Below are 21,723 nucleotides of genomic sequence, written 5' to 3'. Positions count from 1 at the left end.
TAAATTAACTCTGACTTTGCGGCTGACAGCCGCAGGATTCACCAATTTCAAGATAGTGTGGAAACTCCTTTAATTGCGCTTCGCTTTGCCCCTCTTTCAGCATCTGAATCGCAGAACGTGCCATCTCACGCAGTGGCTGGCGCACGGTCGTTAATGTCGGAACATGAAACGACGAGTGATTGGTCCCGTTAAAGCAGACCAGTGCCACATCCTGCGGCACGCGAAGGTGATGTTCGGAAAAGGCGCGAAGCGCGCCAATCGCCTGACCTTCATTGCTGGTAAACAACGCACGAGGCACACAGCCGCGGGCGATCATGGTTTGTGCCGCCTCGTAGCCGCCCTGTGGGGTGTAGCTGGCGGGGAACATCAGCGACTCATCAATCGGCAGGCCACGATCGTGCATGGCATCGCGCCAGCCCTGAATACGATCCTGTGCGTTGAGCATATCGACCGGGCCGCTGATGATCCCTACCTGCTGATAACCGTGACTCAACAGATGTGCCGTCACCTGCCACGCGGCCTGACGCTCATTGACCCGCAGCATGTTCACGCCCGGCTGAGGGTCAACCCGCTCCAGCATCACCAGTGGCGTTCCGCTGGCTTTAATCAGGTCGATGTAAGGATGGCGATCGACGCTATTGTAAAACAGACCATCGACCTGCCGATTGAGCAGCCCCTGAATTAACTCCAGTTCGCGTTTGCGGTCATCACCTGCATCACCCAGCAGCATGACGTGACCGTGGTTCATCGACTCCTGCAACAACACGTGCGCCATTGACGCCACGAAGGGATTGCCGATGTTGGGCACCACCAGCCCAAACGTTTTGGTGTTGCCGGAGGCCAGCGCGCGTGCTGCTGCATTGGGCCGGTAACCGGTGGCTTTAATCGCCTCCAGTACCCGCTGACGGGTCGCCTCAGCGACCGGACGAGGCCCGTTATTGATGACATAACTGACGACTGCCACTGAGGTGCCTGCCGCTTTCGCAACTTCACTGCGGGTCACTTTTCCCGTTAACGACTTAGGCACATCACGTTCCTCCATAAAAAAAACAGGCCGCTTTACACGGCCTGCTGTTTATCGCTCTCTCCTGGCAGACGGCACCTTCAGGTAAATCTAGATGGCATCTTCAGGCAGATTGAGATTCCGCCCTCGCGTCTCAGGAGCGACAAAAGTGGTAAAGAATCCAATGGCGGCCATTGCCGAGAAGTAGACCGCAATCGGCCACCAGTGACCGGTATAAGAGAGCATAGCAGCGGCAATAAGCGGCGCTGTGCCGCCGGATAAAATCGAGCCAAGCTCTTTGGCCACCGCCATTTTGGTGTAGCGATGTTGAACGCCGAACATTTCCACGCCCCATGCCGCCTGCACTCCATAAATGCCCAGTGACGCCAGCGCCATACCGACCACGATAACCGGGATCACCAGCATCGGTTCACGCGTGTCCAGCAGCGTAAAGGCGGGCCAGGCGTAGATCATCAGTAACAGGCAGAAGACGCGATAAACGATCCGGCGACCAAAACGATCAGAGAGCCAGCCCGCAAACGGAATAATCAGGAAGCCCAGCAGTGAGGCAAGGAACACCGCCGTCGTCGGTACGGACTTATCCACCATCAGCACCTTCGCGACATAACCCACCATGAAGCCCTGAGCCAGATAAGAAGGGCCATTTTCGCCGATGCGCAAACCTATCATGGTCCAGAAAGCGCGGGTACGCTGGAAGAAAGGACGCGAGTCCACGACTGGCGCGGCCAGTACGCCTGCACGTTCCGCTTCCATTTCCGCTTTCCTGCGCTCAAACACTGGCGTTTCACGCAGGTGACGTCGAATCCACAGCGCAACAAGGGCAATTAGCGCACTGCTGAGGAAGGGAATACGCCAGCCCCACTCCAGCAGGCTCTGCTGATCCATCTGCACTACCAGCAGCCAGACCAGCGAGGCCAGCAACGTACCGCTGTTAGACCCCAGAGCAATAACGGATGAAACCAGGCCACGACGCTTAACGGGCGCATATTCACCCAGCATCACCGTGCCGCCCGATAACTCTGCGCCCGCGCCGAAACCCTGGGTAAAGCGCAGCAGCACCAGACAGGCCGGAGCCCAGACACCAATCGCGGCATAGCTCGGTATTAAGCCGATAAAGGTGGTGGAAGCGCCCATCAGAATGATGGTGGAGATCATCACGACCTTTCGGCCTTTGCGGTCGCCGAGCCAGCCGAAAAAGAGTGCGCCGATAGGCCGGGCAACAAAGCCGACTGACCAGGTAGCAAAGCTGGAGAGCAGTGCCATTGCGGGAGTCGATTCCGGAAAGAATACGTCGCCAAAGATGATACCGGCAGCCAGACCGTAGAGCGCGAAATCCGCGTACTCCATTGCCGTTCCGAGCCAGCATGAGAAAGTGGCGCGCCAGAAATCTTTGCGGCCTGAAGAAGTGTTAAACCGCTCGTCGGCGGCTGAGGTGGAAGACAGTGATGCCTGCTGCTTAACGGAATTGTGTGCCGTCATAACCCTATCCCTGAATGAGTATGCAGATTGATAAACGCCCGTCCATGGGTCGATTCCCTGATGAAAGCGGAATTCCCCCGGTGGCGACGTTCAGTTGACTAACCATGATGAAAGGTTAAAGGATTCCCTGGTGTTGGAATCTTGTTCTTCGCCCCGTTTCGCCGATGTATTTTTCACCGGTCGCTTAAACTGAGCGAATGTAACTTAACAATCAATGGAGCCTGCTGTGCATCGCACCGTGAGCAATCACTGGGGACCTAGTGTATCTACGCGCGTAGATAAATCAAGAGATCCCGGCGCAAATTGTTAGTAAAACTTCACTATCACATTGCGTCATCACACATTTTCAGCGCAAATTCAGCCAGTTAACTCCACTATATCGCACAATAAAAAATCACTCTGCGCGGTAAGTTAGCATTTTCTCTAATCATTAAGCGTTATAAGCGGAGCTAAAATCCTTTCATCGGGTTCTGTTGTCGCACACCCGGATTACCTGCAGATGACACTTCATCTTTATTCTGAAAAATCGCGGCAAGCGCAGACAATGCGTTACCCTGAAAAAAAGCCTGACAGAGGTGTTATGACCATTATTCTGATGCGACACGGTAAACCTGACCACCAGGCAGCGGGTCGCCAGAGCGTGCAGGCACTGGCAGACTGGTGCGAAGCTTACGATCAGTCCGGAGTCAGTGACGGGCCGCCACCGCGCAGTATTAAGATTGCTCGTCAGGCCGCAATTATTGTCTGCAGTCCCCTGCCCCGCGCGCAATCTTCTCTGAGCCAGCTTGGCCTGCAGCCTCATGAGATTGATGCGCTCTACAGCGAAGTCGCCGTACCGCTGCTGCGAACGGGGGATTTTCAACTGCCGACAATCTGCTGGCTGGCCTTACTGCGGCTGTTGTGGTTCTGCGGTTATGCGGGTGAAGCGGAGTCGCTGCAACATGCGCGCAGCCGGGCCTCGGCGGCGGCAGAGAAGCTGATCGAGCACTCACGGCGTGGCACGGTGCTGCTGCTGGGCCACGGCATCATGAACAAGATGATTGCGCGAGAATTACGTAAACGCGGCTGGCAGGCAGAGAAACATGCCAGCAGCCGCCACTGGAGTTCTGCGATCTATCATCGTCCGTTTATCTGACCCATCGGAAAATAGCCCAGCACCTCACAGCCCGTTCCGACACGCGGTGTGGCAATCACTTTACGCTGCGCCAGATCGATCACACTCAGCGTGCCGTCATCCTGATTCGCAATCAGCAGCTGTTGCCTGTCTGGCGTGAAGCAGCCATCCATCGGCATGTTTCCCACGCTGATATCGCCCAGCGGATTCAGCAGGTCGTCAAACAGCGTTACCAGCGGTTCCTGATCGCCAATCGCCACCAGCTGTTCGCCATCGGCGCTGAAGCGAACCACCTGGCAGGGCTGCTGATGACCCGGCAGCGTAATGCGCTGGCGAATACGGTGGCTCTGTCGGTCGATCACATAGAGCAACGGCGCATCTGCTGCGCTGGCGACCAGATAAGGGTGTTTTGGTGAGGCGGCGATACCCGCAATCGGGCCCGGCAGCAGAATCGTATCAATCACCCGTCCCTCTGCTTCACAGAGATCCACGACGGTGATGGTCGCATCCTCTTCGTTATCGGTGAACAGTTTGCGGCCGCTGGGTGACAGCGTCAGGCGATGCGCGTTGTGAGAAGGAATCGGGATGATCTTTTCCACTTTGTCGGTCTGCGGATCGATTACGGCTACGGCGGCGCTCTGCTCACAGCAGAGATAGACTTTGCCATCGCGGCCCAGTTGCCCGCTGTGTGGTGCTCGCAACGGCGACAGATCGATAAAGCCGCTGATCTCGCGACGCTGCAAATCAATGATCGCCACTTTGCGACCCGGATGCGGGTTATTGCCATGAACACCGTCACCATAGATAGGCACATACGCTTTACCCCAGGGTGCCAGCATCAGGAGTTCATGCGGCCGCGGTGGAAAAGCGTTCAGCTCGCGCTCGACCGCGAAGGTTTCCGGGTTAAGAAACAGGACGCGATTGCCCTGCTTATCAACCGCCAGTAAACCATAGGATTCACTCTGCATGCGCGCTCCTTTCTCAGTAAGTTCTTCTTAAGCGTAGACAATCCTCTTCAGGCTGTCCGATTCCGCAAATGGTTGAGCCGGGCTTACGCCACACGTTAAGCGCAATATTCACTGTTTCTGAGGTCCTGGCCCTGAGAGAAGCCAAAGGCTTAGCATAATATTCAGACATTCCTTAGTTATGCGTTCCGCCACATTTAAATAACTTATTAACCGTGGCGATATTATTATTCCATTAAGGTGACCGGATTATTTCCGTATTATCCTAAAGTCAAAAAAAGACATAGCTAATGTGTAAATAATGTTTTATTAAAAAGGTGCAGTGCAATTAAAAAGCCGTGAGGAAACTATCGCGCGCTTCCGCACTGCGTCGCCACCAGGGAAAACTATTCATTAATTCCCGCACTCATCGGGATTGCACTCAGTATGCAATGCCGCCCGTTCACGCCTCAGGCACAACGGGCAGAGCCTGCACTATAGCGGGAAAATAAAAATAACAGGTGTACCATGACTTCACATCGCCAACGTCCAGCGCATAAACTCTGGCGTAACTGGAAAAGAATATCGTTCAGTAGCCAGATGTTATGGAATAAGAAACAGCAGAGCCTCTGTCAGGCACCGGAATATGATCCGGGACAGGAAGATAATGTCGTATTGATTGCTCAGCAGAAAGATCTGCCCGAGATTCCAAAGATTGTCTGGATGGTCTGGCATAACGATCAGCTGCCGACGTCAATGGCGCTGAATATCAGTAAAATCCGGCGGGACAACCCCGACCACCAGGTTTATCTGGTCACGCAGCGCACTCTGTCGCAGTGGCTGCCCGAACTCAGCTTTATCTCTTCCGATCTGACGCTGGCACATAAAAGTGAAATCATCCGGCTTGAGCTGATTCACCGCTATGGCGGTATTGGCATCGACTGCAGCACCCTGCTGTTTGAAAATCTTGCCTGGGTGCATCGCGTTCACCATGCGCGGCCAATGGATCTCATCGGCTACTATCGCGAGCAATCAACGCTGAACCTGCTTGCGCCGGTCACCGAGAGCTGGTTTATTGCCGCGCCGCCGCAGAATGCCTTTATTCGCGAATGGCTGAAACAGCTGGCACCGGTTAAAAACGTCGGTATCCGCAACTATTTCCATGAGCTTAAGAAGCGTGATGATTTTCCGCTGATTGTGCAAAATGTAGATAATCCGTCACGCCAGCTTCTGTCGCTGGCGCAGCAGGTCGCGATGCGCGAATACCGGCGGGCTAATCTTTATCTGCGTAAAGGTGAAGCCAGCGCCTGGTACTATCAGCGCCTGCATGCCGACAGCAGCAGCGCGTTTGCGCAGTCTGTGATGTTTCAGCAGCGGCCAGAGACGCCACCACCGATTATCAAATTAACCGGCAACGAGCGACTGCATCTCGACTTCAATCTGCGACTGGGTTTGTATAACCGCAGCAGCCTGATTGGCGAGATGATGCACACCCCATCATCTGCGCTGGCATTGCCATCAACGGTCAAAGCGCGCGCGTAGCCACTGCGTAAAAGTGGTGACCGCGCGGGGTACCTGCGCCGCCCAGGGTCGAACGATCCACAGGCGGGCGGCAAAGGCCTCCACCGGCTGCCACTCAGGTAACACCTGCTGCAAAGAGCCTGCGGCCAGCGCTTCACGGGCGCTGAAGTCGGGCAGCATCGCGATTCCCAGTCCCTGCAGAGCGGCATCACGTATCGACTCACTGTTGTTAGTGGCAAAGCAGCCCTGAATCCGCACCTGCACCTCTTCACCATCCGCTGCGGTTACAAACCGCCAGCGCGGTGATTCAACACCACGCGGATAGTAAAGGCAGTTATGCTGCATCAGATCCTGCGGCGTGTTCGGTATACCCTGTTGGTTAAGATAGGCGGGTGAGGCCACCAGCACTGTCTGCGTATCACACAGCGGCAGCGCCACATGGGTTTCCGGCAACGTGTCACTGTGCCGGATGGCCAGATCAAACCCCTCACTGCTCAGCGACACAATTCGGTCGGTCACATCCAGCTGCAGACGCACCTGCGGATAGTCATGCAGAAACTCACCAATAATCGGCACCAGCTGCTGCCGGGCAAACGCCACCGGCGCGGTAATACGCACCAGACCACGCACTGGCCCGGCGGTATCACGCACGCTGAAAAAACTCTGTTCGATGCGGGCAAAAGGCTCGCGCAACTCCTCCACCAGCTTCTCACCCGCTGATGTCAGTCGTACGCTGCGCGTGGTACGCTGTACCAGCAGTACACCGGCTATCTGCTCCAGCTCTTTGATTTTCTGACTCATCGCAGCTTTGCTGACGTCCAGCCGCTCCGCCGCGCGGGTAAAGCTGCCCTGCTCAGCCAGTACGGTCAGCCAGTGAAGATGATCCCACAGCGTATCCGTTTTCATCTCTTTCATTGCGATTGTTCATTATAGTGAATAATCATTTCAGGCTACGCGCTTTTTCCCGCCGGATAAAGGGGTCACCATAGGCTCATTAATCACGATGAGGAATTCACCATGCCACTGCTGCAATTCGATGTTATTCAGGGTCGTTCAGAATCAGAGCTGCGTACACTGCTGGATGCGGCGCACCGTGCCGTGCTGACAGCCTTTAAGGTGCCTGAACGGGATCGTTATCAGATTGTTCAGGAAAACAAGCGCTATCAGATGGTGTTTCAGGATACCGGCCTGGGATTCAGCCGCAGCGATAATCTGGTGATGGTGCGGGTTTATACCAGCCCACGCAGTCGTGAACAGAAGCAACATTTTATGGCGGAGCTGGCGCGTGAGCTGCGTGAGCACTGTGGCGTGCAGGGCAACGATTTAATGATCAGCTTTATCACCAATGACAAAGGTGACTGGAGTTTTGCCGACGGCGAAGCGCAATACCTCACCGGCAAACTCTGAAAAACGTCCTGACTTCTGCTCTGCTGACGGTGCGCCAGCCACCGTCACGCCTGAAAACCTCACTTCTGAACCAATCTGCTCTCCACCGCACAAATCGGGCCGGATATGTTGCAGCCGGATGACAGCCAATATAGATTGTCGAAAAACCATCCCCCGAAGGTGGCCGGTTGCGTGAAGCCTCGTGCAACCCTGTAGAGAGAGGATTTACCGTTGTCCGAATTGGTCTCCGTCGTGCTGTTTCTGGCCGCTATTGCAATCTATTCCTGTAAAGCCGGGCGTAACAAATTCTGGTTTATTCTTGTTCTTATCATGCTGGTGCTTTTCGTTGTCCTGAACGCCACCCTTTATGCCAGCAACTATTTTACCGGTGACGGCATCAACGATGCGGTGCTCTATACGCTGACTAACAGCCTGACCGGCGCGGGTGTCAGTAAATATGTGGTGCCCGCGATTGGGCTGATTATTGTGCTGTTCCTGCTGTTCTGCCTGCTGTCGTGGATTCTGCGTCGGCGTAAGCGTCCCCATCACATGGGTTGGTCACTGCTGGCTGCCGCCTGCGCGCTCGGTTCGGTGCAGACCACCCCGGCCTTTCGCCAGGTCGCGACGCTCATCGTGTCGCATACCCAGATGGCGGACTCTGACTTCGACAACTTCTATAAAGTGCCGCGTAATCGCATTGAACAGCCGCGCCTTAACGTGGTTTACATCTATGGTGAAAGCTTAGAGCGCACCTATTTCGACCCCATCGCCTTTCCTGGCCTGGCGCCTGAGCTGAGCCGGCAGAAAGAGCAGAGTATCGACTTCAGCGAAACCGAACAGTTACCCGGCACCGACTACACCATTGCAGGCATGGTCGCCTCACAGTGCGGCATTCCGCTGTTTGCGCCGTTTGATGGTAATGCGTCGGCATCGCTCTCCAGCTTCTATCCGCAAAACGTCTGTCTGGGCGACATCCTGAAAAACTCCGGCTACCAGAACTGGTTTATTCAGGGTGCCGATCTGCGTTTTGCCGGTAAAGATGTCTTCCTGAAATCGCACGGTTTCGACCCCAAAAATCTTTATGGTTCGCAGGAGCTGAAAAGCCGCGTTGCCGATCCTGCTTATCGCAATAACTGGGGTTATTACGACGATACGGTGCTGGATGAAGTCTTTGAGAAGTATCAGGAACTCTCGCAGGCCGGTAAACCTTTCGCACTGTTTACGCTGACCGTTGATACGCATCACCCGGACGGGTTTATCTCACGCAGCTGCGATCGCAGGAGCTATAGCATTGATGGCAAACCGAATCAGTCCTTCAGCGCGGTCGCCTGCTCGCAGGAACATGTGGCGCGGCTGATCACACGCATCAAAGCGTCGCCGTGGTTTAAAAACACCGTGATTGTGGTGAGCTCCGATCATCTGGCCATGAACAACACGGCGCATCCGTGGCTGGTCAAACAGCCACGTCGCAATCTGTTCATGGTGATCCGGGGTGATAAACCGCAGGCGGAGCTGATGGAGGCGAAGCGCAGCACGCTGGATAATGGCGCGACGCTGCTGGATATTCTCGGCGGCGATAACGCGATTGGCCTGGGCCGCAGCAGCCTTTCTTCTCTTTCGCTCTCCACCCAGTTCGACGACATGAAGAGTAAGGTGGCGAGCTGGAAACCCGACATCATCCAGCTCTGGAACTTCCCGAAGAAGATAGACAGCTTCACGGTGGATCAGGCGAAGAATACCTTCAGCTTCTCAGGCACCACCTTTAAACTGCCGATTCTGTTCCGCATCAGCGATAAGCATGTTGAGCCGATGCCGGAAGGGGAATATTCGGCCCCGCTGCGCTATCAGCTGGCCGATTTCGCTTCAGCCGATAAATTCCTCTGGGTGGATCGCTGTTTTAAAATGGCGCGACTCTGGCAGCCTTCGCTGGCTCTTTCCGGCGATCTCTGTGTGGCGATGGGGCAGCTCGGCGGCACGCCAACCGTGACACATGTCGACAAACCGCAGTGGAAAGGCAAAGTGCAGTTCCCGGACGGCGCTGTCAGCGAGGCACGTTACCAGCAGAACCTGGCGCAGATCCGCATTGAAGATAATAACATTCGCTATAGCGCCGACAGCTTCCGGCTTGATGTGCCCGGCGCGCCGGAAACGATTAAAAGCTTCAGCGGCATCTCACGGCCAGAGAGCTGGGGGCGCTGGTCAAACGCCAATCTCGCGCCAGAAGTGCATATCGATTATGTCGATGCACTCCCGGCTAAGTTTGATCTGGTCATTACCGCACGCGCGTATGGCCCCAACGCACATCGCGCGATCCCGGTTCGGGTGGGCGATCAGCAGCAACTGCTGTCGCTGGGCGAAGAGGTATCGACGCATACCCTGCATTTCGACAACCCAGGCGCCAGCCATCAACTGGTCATTGCCCCCCCTGAGCCGCAGCTGAGTAACACCGGCAATATCACAGGTCAGAATCCGCGCAAACTGGGCATCGGCATGGTTGAAATTAAAATCGTACCACAGCCTTAAGACCCGTTTTTTCTTCTCCCGCCTCTGCGGATTACCGCAGAGGCGCCTCATCCTGTCATCGACTTCCTGTTGCGAGCCAACCCGCACTCCTCTGCACGTTACCTGTTGTAATAATTGATATTTTTCGGCAAGGCACGCAAAATATAACCGACTGAGTGGTGTTACGCTTTTTGCCTGTCATAATGCGGTTATCGCCGAAGTACGCAGGGAGGTGTCGTGAGACTCATCACAATGATGAGTACCCACAAAGCCTTTAAAGCGCTGCAACAGGCGGGGATCGACGATCAGCAAGCGGAGGCGATGGTGGAGGTGTTTACCGATATGCAGCAGAGGCAGCCAGGCGCACAGGTCGGGAAGCAGCTCGGTCAGATTCAGACCAAAGCCAATCATATTGACGTCCGGATCGGCCAGCTTCAGACAAAAGCTGAACAGACCGACGAGCGGCTCGGTAAACTTACGACCAAAGTCGACCAGATAGACGATCAACTCGGCAAGCTGACGACGAAAGTAGATCAGATTGACGAGCGGCTCGGGCATCTCACCATAAAAGTTAATCAGATCGACGAGCGGCTTGGCCATGTTGAAAGAAAAACTGACAAGCTGGCCATCCGTTTTAATCACCTGGAAATCAAAGTGGATAAGATGGAAGCGATGCTCAGTGAAATGAATTTCCGATTAACGGGCGCTGTCGACAGCCTGAGAAATGACGTTGTGACACTGAGCACTGATATGCGCTGGATCAAACGGTTATCTATCCTCATGACCACCACCCTTCTGGCAGCGGTCCTGAAAGATATTCTATTGTGAGCCCACTACCCAATCAGGGTCTGTCGCGTAGTGCTTCCAGCTTCTCTCGCTGCTGACCGTCGGCGGTAAAGTTATCCTCCGCCAGCCATCGCTGAAAGCCCTTTTTCACCTGCGGCCATTCGCTATCGATAATCGAGAACCAGCTGGTGTCACGAGAACGGCCTTTGTAAACGATCGCCTGGCGGAAATCCCCCTCATAACGGAAACCGAGACGGGCCGCGGCCTTACGGGAAGGCCCATTACAGCTATCACATTTCCATTCATAGCGGCGATAGCCCAGCGTTTCAAAAGCGTAACGCATCAGCAGAAAATGCGCTTCCGTCGCCATGCGGGTCTGCTTCAGCCGGGGCGAAAACGTGACATGCCCGACTTCCACTACGCCATGTTCAGGCTGGATGCGCATTAATGAAAGGCTGCCCACCGCCTGCTCCGTAGCCAGATCGATGACGGCGAAATGTAGCGGATCGCGGCTGGCTTCAAGTTGTGCTGCATGGTCCTGCCACGCATTGTGCCCGGTAAAGGGCCCAACAGGCAGGTAAGTCCAGTCACGCCCATCTTCAGCCAGTGACCAGGCCTCATACAGTGCATCACCATGCCGTGCTGCACTGAACGGCTCCAGCCGACATGACTCGCCGGTGAAAACCTGATGCTGGGGCAAAGGACGGGGTTGCCAGTCTGGTAAAGGCTGGCCGACCGGCTGACCGAATTGATTCAGGTGTTGTGACATATCGCCTCCCGGCTGCAGATGATATCCACAGATTGCCACTATCATGGTGGGTTAAAAAGTACCACAATCAGGAAAAATGATAGATCCACGGGACCCGACTATGAAGCCAGAGATCCCCCCTTTGCTGCTGGCACCATTGATATCCGCCGCCGGGACCACGCTGCAGCAGCAACTTTATCAGCGGATAAAACAGGGCATTTTGCAGGGGCAGCTTGCCGCTGGCGCGATGTTACCGTCTACGCGGCAACTGGCAGTTGAGCTGCAGGTGTCGCGGAATACCGTGCTTAACGTCTGGACCCAGCTGCAGGCTGAGGGCTATCTGATGAGCGATCGACAGGGCAGCCGCGTCAGCTCACTGGCTTTGCCTGCCGGGCAGGCGGATGACGACACGCTAGCCAGCTGGCCGCTGGCAAAACGGATTGAAGCTTTTCACCAAAGCCAGTGGATCGACACCGGCTCATTGCCGCTGCGACCCGGCATACCGGCTCTGAACCATTTCCCGATGGCGGCCTGGCGCCGGGCGCTGAGTCAGGTAATGAGTCACCCGCCACCGTCGCTGCTCGGCTATGGCGATCCCTTTGGTGAAGCAGAACTGCGTGCCGTACTGGCGCAACAGTTGCGTATCACGCGCGGTGTACGTTGTGACCCCGGACAGATTGTGATTACTGAAGGTGTGCAGCAGGCGTTAACGCTGTGCGTCGCCCTGCTGAGTAATCCGGGCGATTATGGCTGGATTGAAGAACCGGGTTATCGTAATGCCAAATCGGCTCTGCAGGCCGGAGAACTTAACGTTGTCCCGATCCGCACCGATGACCAGGGAATGGCCCCCGAGCCGGAACACTGGAAACAGGTTCCACCCCGTCTGATTTATACCACGCCTACCCATCAGTATCCCACCGGCGTCGTCATGAGCGCGGCCCGGCGTCTGGCGCTGATTGCGGCTGCGCAGCAGCACCAGGCCTGGATTATTGAAGATGATTATGATGGCGACTTCCATTACCACGGCGAACCTGTAATGGCGATGCAGGGCATGACCGATAATGCTCCGGTTATCTATCTCGGCTCATTCAGCAAGACGCTATTCCCCGCGCTGCGCATCGGTTTTATGGTGCTGCCCGCGCCACTGGTCAGGCGTCTGCGACCGGCACTGCATCAGATCCTGCGCGGCGGAAACCGGCTGGAACAACAGGCGCTGGCGCGTTTTATTCTCAGTGGTGATTATCGCCGACATCTGGGCAAAATGCGTCGTCTCTATCGTCAGCGACAGGCATGGCTACGCACCGAACTGCAGCGCGCTGCAGGTCAGGCGATTCCGTTGCTGGGTGGTAACAGCGGTATGCATCTGGTGCTGCCACTCGATCCTCATCGGGATGACGTCGCTATTACCCGCACACTGCTCCAGGCGGGCTACGCGCCCACGGCTCTCTCGACCTTCTGTCTGCGCGAACCGGTGCAGCAGGGGCTGGTTATTGGCTATGGTAATTGCAGCGACACGCAAATTACCGCAGCTATGCGCCAGCTAAGTCGCCTGCTCGGCTGGCCCGGATGACCTAATCATTCCGCGCTGACAAAGCTGGCCGGCGCAGCAATCGACTGACGAATCATCAGGCGGGCATCAAAGCGCGGCATCGGCCCGACGGCTTCGCCGCGTATCTCCGAAATCAGGCGTCGTGCGGCTTCCCGGCCCATTTCATACACTGGTTGCGCTACCACCGTCAGCGGCGGCGTGACAATCTCACTCCACGGAAAATTGTCATACATCACAAAGGAGAGATCGGCAGGGATGCGCAGTCCGCGCTGCGTGACTTCCCGCAGCAGCCACATCGCGACCACGCTGTCTGAGGCCACCAGCGCCGTAGGCGGCTGCGGACGCTGCCACAGCTCAGCCACAATACGGGCAATCTCCGCTTCATCCAGCGCGTTCACTTTCACCAGCGTTGGATCAAATTCCACGCCCGCGGCAGCAAAGGCCTGCATCATGCCGCCAACGCGCTGGGCGACTGGCGTCAGGCCAAAATCGCCCGGCGTGCTGTAGTCGGTTACCAGCGCCATGCTGGTGACATAGGCGATATGACGATGACCTGCCTCCAGCAATCGGGTAGTCGCCTGTTCAGCGACGTCAGTAAATTCGCAGCAGATTGCTTCCACATCAAGGTCAGTCACTGCGCGATCAAATAATTTCAGCGCTCTGCCCTCTTCCAGTACCTGCGTCAGATGGCTGTTGTGCTGGTGCTCCGAACAGCATGGCGCAACGATAATGCCGTCGACCTGCTTTTCCAGCATCACCCGCACTGCATCCTGCTCAGCCTGCAGTTTCTCATCGCTGTTACTGAGCAGCAGATGGTAACCCGCCGTGCGTGCCACATCGGCCATCCCGCGCAGCGCAAGGCCAAAGTGAGGATTTTCGATATCGCCGACAATCACACCGATGGTATTAGAACGCCCGGTATTCATGCTGCGGGCCAGTGCATTCGGACGGTAGCCCAGCGCAGAGGCTGCGCTGCTGACCCGTTCCTGCACCTCATCACTGACCGCCCCATAGCCTCCCAGCGCACGCGCCGCCTGAGCTTTAGAGACGTTTGCTGCACGTGCCACATCCGCCACGGTAGGCGCTTTCGATTGTCGTTTCTGACTTGTCATAATTATTTTGAATCACAGGTTGATGACAGGAATATTGACGCCGAAAAAAGGCTGTGCTTAAACTCATTGTAACCCCTTGAGACCGGTCTCACAATGCCCACGTCTTAAGGTGCCACCTGCGTTGAGACCGGTCTCAATTATAATTGCTGGCTCAACAGTCTCTGATGTTTAAACCTGCAAAAACGGATGAGCTATGAAATCGCAAACCACCCTGGGCACACTGCTCGGCACCGCCCTCGCACTCTGTTCACTTTCGTTCTGTACGCTGGCTGCCAGCGACAACAATCCTTATGGGCTGATCGAACCCGGTCAGCTTCGCGTCGCCAGCGTCGGCGACTCCAAACCGTACACCTTCACGGATGCCAGCGGTCAGTTCACCGGCTTTGACGTCGAGTTCTTCCGGGATGTCGCCCACCGTATCGGGATCGATAAGGTCGATTTTATTGGTCAGGACTTCTCGGCGATCATGCCGGCCGTGGCTAACGGTCAGTATGACGCGGCGGTGGCGGCTATCGGCATCACGCCTGCGCGGGAAAAGACGGTCGATTTTTCGACGGGTTATCTGGCGGGATTTCTCACCGTTCTCACCCGATCTGACAGCGGCGTGAAGGATGTCGCCAGCCTGGCAAAACACCGGCTCGGTGTCGTGCAGGGCACGCTGCAGGAGAGCTATGCCGTCGAACACTTCCCACAGACGGACCTGGTGCGCTTCCCGGATAACAACAGCGCCGTCTCCGCGCTCAACAACGGCACGCTCGACGCCATCTTCCTGGACTACGAGGCGGCCAAAAGCTACGCCGAACGCTTCAAACTGGTCTCTGCCGCCGACATCCCGTCGTTTGATGCACCGGCCGGAATCGCTATAGCCAAAGGCAAACCCGCCTTCAAGGCCGCGCTGGACGGTGCCATCAAAGCCGCCATGCAGGATGGCACCTGGAAACGACTGTATGAGAAGTGGTTCCCCGGATCGCCGATGCCAAAACAGTATCTGCCTGGCGGGCAATAAAGAGGCGGACGTTCGCGTCCTGAGTTAACCGGGGGCCCCCCCGCCCTGCATGGAGACGGCGATGGACCTGCTCACAATTCTTTCCCGCACCTTCTTTGATTTTCCATCAATGATGGAAGTGCTGCCGCAGATGCTGACCACCGGGCTGGTCAACACGGTGATTATCTCGCTGGCGGCCACGCTGCTCGGCACGCTGTTTGGGCTGCTGCTGGCGCTGATGGGCATTTCGCCCTCACGCTGGCTGCGCCTGCCGGCCCGGCTCTATACCGATCTGTTTCGCGGGCTCCCTTCGATTCTGACCATTCTGCTGATTGGTCAGGGCCTGGCGCGTTTCAGCTATCAGCTGTTCGGTCCGACGCCCTATCCGCTGGGGATCTTCGCCCTCAGCCTGATCGCCAGCGCCTATATGGGCGAGATTTTCCGCGCCGGTATTCAGAGCGTGGAGCGCGGCCAGATGGAGGCCTGCCGGGCGCTGGGGATGAGCTATGGCCGGGCAATGCGACTGGTAGTGATCCCACAGGGGATTCGCCGCGTGCTGCCCGCCATCGTTAACCAGTTCATCGCCATCATCAAAGATTCCTCGCTGGTCTACCTGCTGGGCCTGATGACCCAGCAGCGGGAGCTGTTTCGCGTGGGTCAGGATGCGGCGGTGCTCACCGGCAACCTCTCGCCCCTGATGCTGGCCGGGCTGTTCTATCTGATCATCACGGTGCCGCTGACGCACATGGTCAACTATGTCGATGTGCGCTATCGCACCGGCCGCCGTCGCCTGACGGCACTGAAAAGCGGCTTAAAAGAGGTGGATGAAGTCAGAGCGCCCGGCGTTTCACTGGTCACGCAACCCCGAATCGGAGGCACCCATGAATAACCTGAACGGCGCGAGCTGGCACGGCGCCAGTCTGGAGCTACGCGATCTGACGCTGGCCTATGGCCCGATTGAGGTGCTGCGTAACGTCTCGCTGCGGGTCGCGCCAGGCAGCACCACCTGCATTATCGGGCCATCCGGCTCGGGTAAATCGACGCTGCTGCGCGGCATCAACCGGCTGCACGAACCGCAGTCCGGGGATGTCCTGCTGGCTGACCGATCGGTGCTGCACGATAAGCCTGATGCGCTGCGGCTGCGGATTGGCATGGTGTTTCAGCATTTTAACCTCTTCCCCGATCACAGCGCGCTGGAGAACGTGGCGCTGGCCCCGTGGCGGGTCAAAGGCCTGCCCAAATCACAGGCAATGGCGATTGCGCGTCAGCGGCTGGAAGAGGTGGGCCTGGGTCAGCGCGCCGATCACCGGCCACGCGATCTCTCCGGCGGCCAGCAGCAGCGCGTCGCGATTGCCCGTGCGCTGGCGATGGACCCCGAAGTCATGCTGTTTGACGAGGCGACCTCCGCACTCGATCCCGAACTGGTGAAAGGTGTCCTGACGCTGATGGCGGATCTCTGCCGTCGCGGCATGACGATGGTCGTGGTGACCCATGAAATGGGTTTTGCACGCAAGGTGGCGGATCAGGTGGTGTTTATGGATGAAGGCGAGATTGTTGAAGCCGGACCGCCGGGTGCCATTTTTGATGCACCGCAGTCGCCGCGACTGCAACGTTTTCTCTCTGAAGTGCTGTAACTGAGCAAGGAACCTGATAATGGCGTTAAAAACTGAATTGAAAGTGGTGGTACTGGGCGGTGGCGTGATCGGTGTGTCGACGGCGCTGGAGCTGACCAAACGGGGTGCGGCAGTGACGCTCGTGACCGAAGCGGCGCTCTGTTCCGGCGCATCGGGACGTTCACTGTCGTGGCTCAACTCAGCGGGTGAGCGCTCCCTGCCCTACCACGCGCTGCGCATGGCGGGCATTGATCGCTATCGCACCCTGTTTGCTCAACATCCTGACCTCGACTGGCTGCGTTTTGATGGCGGGGTCTGCTGGTTTAAAGACGATGCAGCCGGAACCCAGGCGCGGCATGCCTATGAGAAAGCCCACGGTTACGACTCACAACTCATGACGTCTGACAACGTGGCACAGGCAGATGCGGGCATCGATCCCGACGCGCTGCCGTCGCAGGCGATATTCAATCCCGGCGAAGGCTGGGTCAGCCTGCCGCACCTGACCGATTATCTGGTGAATCAGTTCCGGGCGCGCGGGGGTGAAGTGATAGAGCATGCCGGCAAAGCCAGCGTGCTCACCGAGCAGGGCCGCGTCTGTGGCATCCGCAGTGAACAGGGTGAACTGCGGGCAGATGCGGTGGTGGTCGCCTGTGGTCCCTGGACACCAGATGTGGTTGCACCGCTTGGCGTGACGATTCCCAACGGATCGCCGGTTTCCATGCTGGTCATCACCGAACCGGGTAGCCATGAGTTGAAATCGGTGCTGAACACGCCCCGCGCCGCCATACGTCCCAATCCGGGTAACCGCTATGCGCTGGATCATGACTGGTACGAAGAGGATATCCGGCTGCTGCCCGGCGGTGAGTACCATATTGATGAGCAGGTCGTGGTAAAGCTGGCAGATGAAGCGAGCAGGCTGTTACGGGGTGACGAGCCGCTCAGCGTTCAGAGCTGGAAGATTGGCCTGAAGCCGATTCCGGGCGATGGCGATCCGGTGCTGGGACAACTGCAAAAGGTGCCGGGCTGTTATGTCGCGTTCACGCATTCGGGCGCAACGCTGGCGCTGATTGTCGGGGAATTACTGGCGGAAGAGATCGTAAGCGGTGAGAAGCACCCGATGCTGGCAGGCTTTGGTGCAGAGCGTTTCAGCTAAAAAAAAGCCGGTCATCACGACCGGCTGATTTTATTTAGCCACGGAATCAGCCACGGAAGAAGATATCACCCGATTTACCCATGACGATTTTGCCGGTGTCATTGGTAATCAGAATGTAGTTGGCGTTGATATACGCCCAGTGGGTATTTTCCTGCGGTGCAGGCAGATTACGCTTTTGCCACTCGGTGATGGTGAAAGTTTTATCGGTGTACTTCTCTGGCACGATGTCACCGATGTTGTACTGTTTGTAGTCAATGATGATGGTGCTGAGATCGTAATTAGGGCGCGCACCATTGACCGTTGACGGCGTGTTTGGCGTAGTCGGCGTAATACCATCATTAGACTGTGAGCTGGTCGGTGCCTGGTTTTGCGCCGCACCGGCATCCGGCTGAGCGGTGCCGGTATCTGGCGTCGCGGGCTGAGCATCAGGATTAGCGGGCTGGATCTGCGGCGGTGGCGGAACGGTGTCCGTTGCTTCGCCAGCAGCCTGTACAGCGGGGATCAGGCTCAGCGAGCCAACCAGTAATCCCATTGATAAAAGTACACGTTGAGTCCTGCGCATAATGATTTCCACGTTGAATTTTGACAGTCAGGCTAAAGTTTATCGCACTTCAGTTCCATTGTGCTGATGCTATGTGCAGGGAAAACAGCGCGGTTCGCTTTACTGCACACAGGCCAGGTAACGGATCAGACCACTTTATCCTGAGTTGCCAGATCGACCAACAACGCAATGCCTAAATAGTTGCTCCAGTTAAAGCCGTTCTGTAGCACCACGATCGCATTGCCGTGACGTTTATCGTAGCCGATAAAACTGGCGTAGCCGCCAATATAGCCCACCTGATAAGTGATTTGCTGCCCTTCGATGGTGTCGGTAACCCAGGCGATATTCTGCGCCTGCGCCCCCTGCTGATACCACGGCCGGTTCACCGCCGCAAAAGCCCGATCCCGTGCCGTATCACCGGTCGCATCAAAATGCGCGCGCAGATAAGCACTCAGATCGCGCGCATTGCTGTAAAGACTGGCCGCTGCCACCATATTGCCGTGAAAATGCCAGTCGGGCGTCAGCGTACCACGGCGGATAAATTTCGGCTGATCGCCGGCATGACCCAGCGCACGCAGCGGATAACCCTTCAGCGCTTCCGGCTCAAAACTGCTCTGGTCCATCTTTAGCGGTGTAAAGATCAGCTGTGACGCCAGCGTCTGAATGTCCTGATGAAAACGGGTGCGCACGATAAAGCCGAGCAGCGCATAGCCGAGATTGGAGTAGTGCGGCATGCGTACCGCAGGTACTGAGAAATCCGCCAGATAACTCAGCAGTTTGTCGTTGTCGAGATTGCCATAGAAGTTCTCGCCCGAGTCCAGATAACGAACGAACTGCAGCAGCATCGGCAGATCCATATCCTGACGCGGCAGACCGGAGGTGTGCGTCACCAGCTGCAGCAGCGTGATGCGCCGCGCGTCAGCGCTGAGGTGAACGTCCTGAGGCAAAAGATTGGCCAGAGTATCGCTCCAGCGCAGCTTACCCTGATCAACCAGCTGGATGATCACTTCTGCCGTCACGCCTTTACTCAGCGATCCCAGCGCAAACAGGGTATCGGGCGTGATCGGGTAGCGATGCACCCGATCGGTGACGCCAAACGGGTAATAACGTGTCGGACCGCCGTGATGAATCACCGCAATGCTGATACCGGGCACCTGCTTCTGCTGCATGTAGTGCTGCACGATGTCATCGACATTTTGGCGAAAGGTAGCGTGCGTCAGATAAACACGGTCGCCCACCGGCGCGGAGGTTTGCGACAGGGTACCGCAGCCTGCTAGCAGGAAGATCACGGAGGGGATGCATCGCGTTGTTAATCTGCTCATCCACTGGCTGGCAGAAGCCATCCGTGTGAGGTGTACGGCCACAGCCTGCCTGCCGGAAAATCCATTTTTCATTTAATAATCATCAGGTTAATTTTTTTTGATACGCAGCAGGCCAGATATAGCGCAAAAATGTACCATAAAGTGCTGCGGGCTATCGCCTGCATAACGGGGTTAAAGTGGTGTTAAACACGGTTTAGCCACTGCGTACTACCCTGGTTAGCTGTGTTGCAGCCCACAAGGGTGTACACTGCTGCGGTTTTGAGGCTTAACGCCGCGCTGAAATTTGATATGCCCGGGAGGCAACCGCATGAAAGAAGGCCCACTGTCCGAAAAAGAGCTGCAATGGCTGGAAGATATGCTGGAAAAATATGGCAGCGAAGCGTCGATTATTGATGTCTCCGAACTGGATGGCCTGCTGACTGCCGTTCTCTCCGGCCCGGTGACCGTCGAACCCAGCCAGTGGCTGGTAGCTCTATGGGGTGGCGAGAAGCAGATTCCAAAATGGAGCAACGAGCGTGAAATGACGCGCTTTATGTCGCTGTGCTTCCAGCATATGAATGATGTGGCTGACCGCTTATCTGAATTCCCGGAGCAGTTCGAACCGCTGTTTGGCATCCGCGAGATGGAAGGTCTGGAGTTTACCGTGGTGGAAGAGTGGTGCTTCGGCTATATGCGCGGTGTCGCGCTGACTGACTGGTCTGCCCTGCCTGCCGATCTGCAGCCTGCGCTGGACGCTATCGCCCTGCACGGTGTGGAAGAGAACCTCGAAAAGATTGACGCCATGACGCCGGACGAGATGGAAGCCAGCATTGAGGCGATTCGCCCTGCTGCGCTGGCGCTGCACGATCACTGGATTTCCCAGCCGGAAGCCATCCCCGTGCCACAGAAACCTGTCTCAGCTGAGAAACTGCCTGGTCGCAACGATCCCTGCCCGTGCGGCAGCGGCAAAAAATATAAGCAGTGCTGTCTGCATTGATTGACTGATTAGCCCCATCATCTGCCGGGTGTTACTACCGCCCGGCAGGTCTCGCCAGATTATCTATCCGTTACTTTCCCCGACTAGACAGTGCATGCCCTGAGTAACAACAGACTTATCACTGAGGTAAGCGCGATTTTTACCGTCTGTAATAAGCATCATTCCCAATTAGGAATAAAAGTTAACAGGTTTTCACGCTGCTTAGTTAAAAAAGTGAAATTTTGCCTTAAAAACTCATCATTAACTTCACATGCGATATAGCCTGCACGGGTTTAACACTCACTACAAGCTTTGATAGATATACATCTTTATTTTAACAAAAGTTATAAAATTGCAATCTATTGCTGTTATCAATTAGCTGATTTTGAAAAGTGCATTTAATGCTAAATATGAAAGAGCTTTATTTATTGCCATATAATAACGCACGATTATTTTTTGTTAAAACAACATTAACTTCAATGGTATCTCCTGCGCTTAATTTTATAAAAAAAACAGGCAATCAGGCTGAACAAATCTTCATAACCAACTGATATTATTTATTTTTTTTAAAAACAAAAAATTAGCTAAAATCATTTTTTCGCTGATAACAGCTGATTAAATACATTTACACAAGATTGACAAAAAAATCCGGCACGCAATGTCTGATCAGTTTTTTTTGGAGTTTAAAATCGTAAAAAATCCATACTAAATAATTTTATCCTGCCTGGGAACCTCAAGTTAGTTTTCTTATCTACAGCGTGTGGATGAGAGTATGTAAATTCCCTTTCATCATTTTATTTGTAAGAATGCAGATTAACGTTGATGAACTAACTAAATCGTCCATCTCTCTATCAGACAGAAGTGATGAAAGTGATAAACACTTATCTATCCACTCAGATAAGTGCCTGGTCATGAAACAGGTTAAAGCCTTGCTATGGCAATAAACAACCAACCCTATAGCAGAGCTTAGAAAAGACCGGTCAGCATTA

General features: G+C 55.6%; 19 protein-coding genes. 11 read left to right on the top strand and 8 right to left on the bottom strand.

Annotated features, from left to right (window positions below; all coding sequences use genetic code 11):
• Positions 1-4 precede the first annotated feature (4 nt).
• Positions 5-1,027: a LacI family DNA-binding transcriptional regulator gene (locus tag BY447_RS13435; RefSeq protein WP_110331945.1), complete on the bottom strand. Its 1,023-nt coding sequence runs from the start codon at positions 1,025-1,027 to the stop codon at positions 5-7.
• A gap of 87 nt (positions 1,028-1,114) precedes the next feature.
• Positions 1,115-2,503 (bottom strand): MFS transporter, encoded by a 1,389-nt coding sequence (locus BY447_RS13430; RefSeq protein WP_013356675.1) that lies wholly within the window; start codon positions 2,501-2,503, stop codon positions 1,115-1,117.
• A gap of 580 nt (positions 2,504-3,083) precedes the next feature.
• On the opposite strand from BY447_RS13430, the gene BY447_RS13425 reads away from it, so the two are divergent.
• On the top strand, positions 3,084-3,638 hold the full coding sequence (locus BY447_RS13425; RefSeq protein WP_033781772.1) for a histidine phosphatase family protein: 555 nt from the start codon (positions 3,084-3,086) through the stop codon (positions 3,636-3,638).
• Here the strand turns inward: BY447_RS13425 and BY447_RS13420 are convergent.
• Positions 3,620-4,585: a WD40 repeat domain-containing protein gene (locus BY447_RS13420; protein ID WP_110331326.1), complete on the bottom strand. Its 966-nt coding sequence runs from the start codon at positions 4,583-4,585 to the stop codon at positions 3,620-3,622. The two genes, BY447_RS13425 and BY447_RS13420, sit on opposite strands and share 19 nt — an antisense overlap.
• A gap of 504 nt (positions 4,586-5,089) precedes the next feature.
• Between BY447_RS13420 and BY447_RS13415 the strand changes: the two genes are divergently transcribed.
• Positions 5,090-6,103: a glycosyltransferase family 32 protein gene (locus BY447_RS13415; RefSeq protein WP_013356671.1), complete on the top strand. Its 1,014-nt coding sequence runs from the start codon at positions 5,090-5,092 to the stop codon at positions 6,101-6,103.
• Here the strand turns inward: BY447_RS13415 and BY447_RS13410 are convergent.
• The gene (locus BY447_RS13410) at positions 6,080-6,997 is read right to left on the bottom strand and encodes a LysR family transcriptional regulator (RefSeq protein WP_110331325.1); all 918 of its coding nucleotides are present in this window, start codon (positions 6,995-6,997) and stop codon (positions 6,080-6,082) included. The genes BY447_RS13415 and BY447_RS13410 overlap by 24 nt on opposite strands.
• Positions 6,998-7,099: 102 nt before the next feature.
• Here BY447_RS13410 and BY447_RS13405 point away from each other — a divergent pair, with 102 nt between their 5' ends.
• The 3 genes from BY447_RS13405 (at position 7,100) to BY447_RS13395 (ending at position 10,798) form a co-directional block, all read left to right on the top strand.
• A complete protein-coding gene (locus BY447_RS13405) occupies positions 7,100-7,489 on the top strand; it encodes a tautomerase family protein (RefSeq protein ID WP_013356669.1) in 390 nt (129 codons plus the stop codon).
• Positions 7,490-7,699: 210 nt separating this feature from the next.
• On the top strand, positions 7,700-9,991 hold the full coding sequence (gene opgB / locus BY447_RS13400) for a phosphatidylglycerol--membrane-oligosaccharide glycerophosphotransferase (protein WP_110331324.1): 2,292 nt from the start codon (positions 7,700-7,702) through the stop codon (positions 9,989-9,991).
• 216 nt (positions 9,992-10,207) lie between these two features.
• A complete protein-coding gene (locus tag BY447_RS13395) occupies positions 10,208-10,798 on the top strand; it encodes a hypothetical protein (RefSeq protein WP_146210998.1) in 591 nt (196 codons plus the stop codon).
• A gap of 13 nt (positions 10,799-10,811) precedes the next feature.
• On the opposite strand, the gene BY447_RS13390 is transcribed toward BY447_RS13395, so the two are convergent.
• Entirely contained in the window at positions 10,812-11,525 is a 714-nt protein-coding gene (locus tag BY447_RS13390) for a GNAT family N-acetyltransferase (RefSeq protein WP_013356665.1), read from the bottom strand.
• Between the two features lie 100 nt (positions 11,526-11,625).
• On the opposite strand from BY447_RS13390, the gene BY447_RS13385 reads away from it, so the two are divergent.
• The gene (locus tag BY447_RS13385; RefSeq protein ID WP_110331322.1) at positions 11,626-13,074 is read left to right on the top strand and encodes a PLP-dependent aminotransferase family protein; all 1,449 of its coding nucleotides are present in this window, start codon (positions 11,626-11,628) and stop codon (positions 13,072-13,074) included.
• Between the two features lie 5 nt (positions 13,075-13,079).
• Here the strand turns inward: BY447_RS13385 and BY447_RS13380 are convergent, their stop codons facing one another.
• Entirely contained in the window at positions 13,080-14,165 is a 1,086-nt protein-coding gene (locus tag BY447_RS13380; RefSeq protein WP_110331321.1) for a LacI family DNA-binding transcriptional regulator, read from the bottom strand.
• Positions 14,166-14,358: 193 nt separating this feature from the next.
• Between BY447_RS13380 and BY447_RS13375 the strand changes: the two genes are divergently transcribed.
• From BY447_RS13375 to BY447_RS13360, 4 genes are all read left to right on the top strand, one after another.
• Complete coding sequence (locus tag BY447_RS13375) at positions 14,359-15,171, top strand: ABC transporter substrate-binding protein (protein WP_110331320.1); 813 nt, start codon at positions 14,359-14,361, stop codon at positions 15,169-15,171.
• A gap of 61 nt (positions 15,172-15,232) precedes the next feature.
• Positions 15,233-16,039, top strand: coding sequence for an amino acid ABC transporter permease (locus tag BY447_RS13370; RefSeq protein ID WP_110331319.1), 807 nt, complete (start codon positions 15,233-15,235; stop codon positions 16,037-16,039).
• Positions 16,032-16,784 carry an amino acid ABC transporter ATP-binding protein gene (locus BY447_RS13365; RefSeq protein ID WP_013356660.1) on the top strand — a complete coding sequence of 251 codons (753 nt, stop codon included), beginning with the start codon at positions 16,032-16,034 and terminating at the stop codon, positions 16,782-16,784. Before BY447_RS13370 ends, BY447_RS13365 begins: the two co-directional genes overlap by 8 nt.
• 19 nt (positions 16,785-16,803) lie before the next feature.
• Entirely contained in the window at positions 16,804-17,916 is a 1,113-nt protein-coding gene (locus BY447_RS13360; protein ID WP_110331318.1) for an NAD(P)/FAD-dependent oxidoreductase, read from the top strand.
• Between the two features lie 46 nt (positions 17,917-17,962).
• Here the strand turns inward: BY447_RS13360 and BY447_RS13355 are convergent, their stop codons facing one another.
• Positions 17,963-18,478 carry an RcnB family protein gene (locus tag BY447_RS13355; protein ID WP_013356658.1) on the bottom strand — a complete coding sequence of 172 codons (516 nt, stop codon included), beginning with the start codon at positions 18,476-18,478 and terminating at the stop codon, positions 17,963-17,965.
• A 125-nt stretch (positions 18,479-18,603) separates the two neighbouring features.
• Positions 18,604-19,851: a serine hydrolase domain-containing protein gene (locus tag BY447_RS13350; RefSeq protein ID WP_110331317.1), complete on the bottom strand. Its 1,248-nt coding sequence runs from the start codon at positions 19,849-19,851 to the stop codon at positions 18,604-18,606.
• A gap of 235 nt (positions 19,852-20,086) precedes the next feature.
• On the opposite strand from BY447_RS13350, the gene BY447_RS13345 reads away from it, so the two are divergent.
• On the top strand, positions 20,087-20,755 hold the full coding sequence (locus BY447_RS13345; protein WP_033781757.1) for a YecA family protein: 669 nt from the start codon (positions 20,087-20,089) through the stop codon (positions 20,753-20,755).
• Positions 20,756-21,723 lie beyond the last annotated feature (968 nt).

This window comes from Pantoea sp. JKS000250, assembly GCF_003201065.1.
Lineage (GTDB): Bacteria > Pseudomonadota > Gammaproteobacteria > Enterobacterales > Enterobacteriaceae > Pantoea > Pantoea vagans.
Note: the sequence above shows the minus strand (reverse complement) of the source record. Positions and strands in the feature narration are given on the sequence as shown.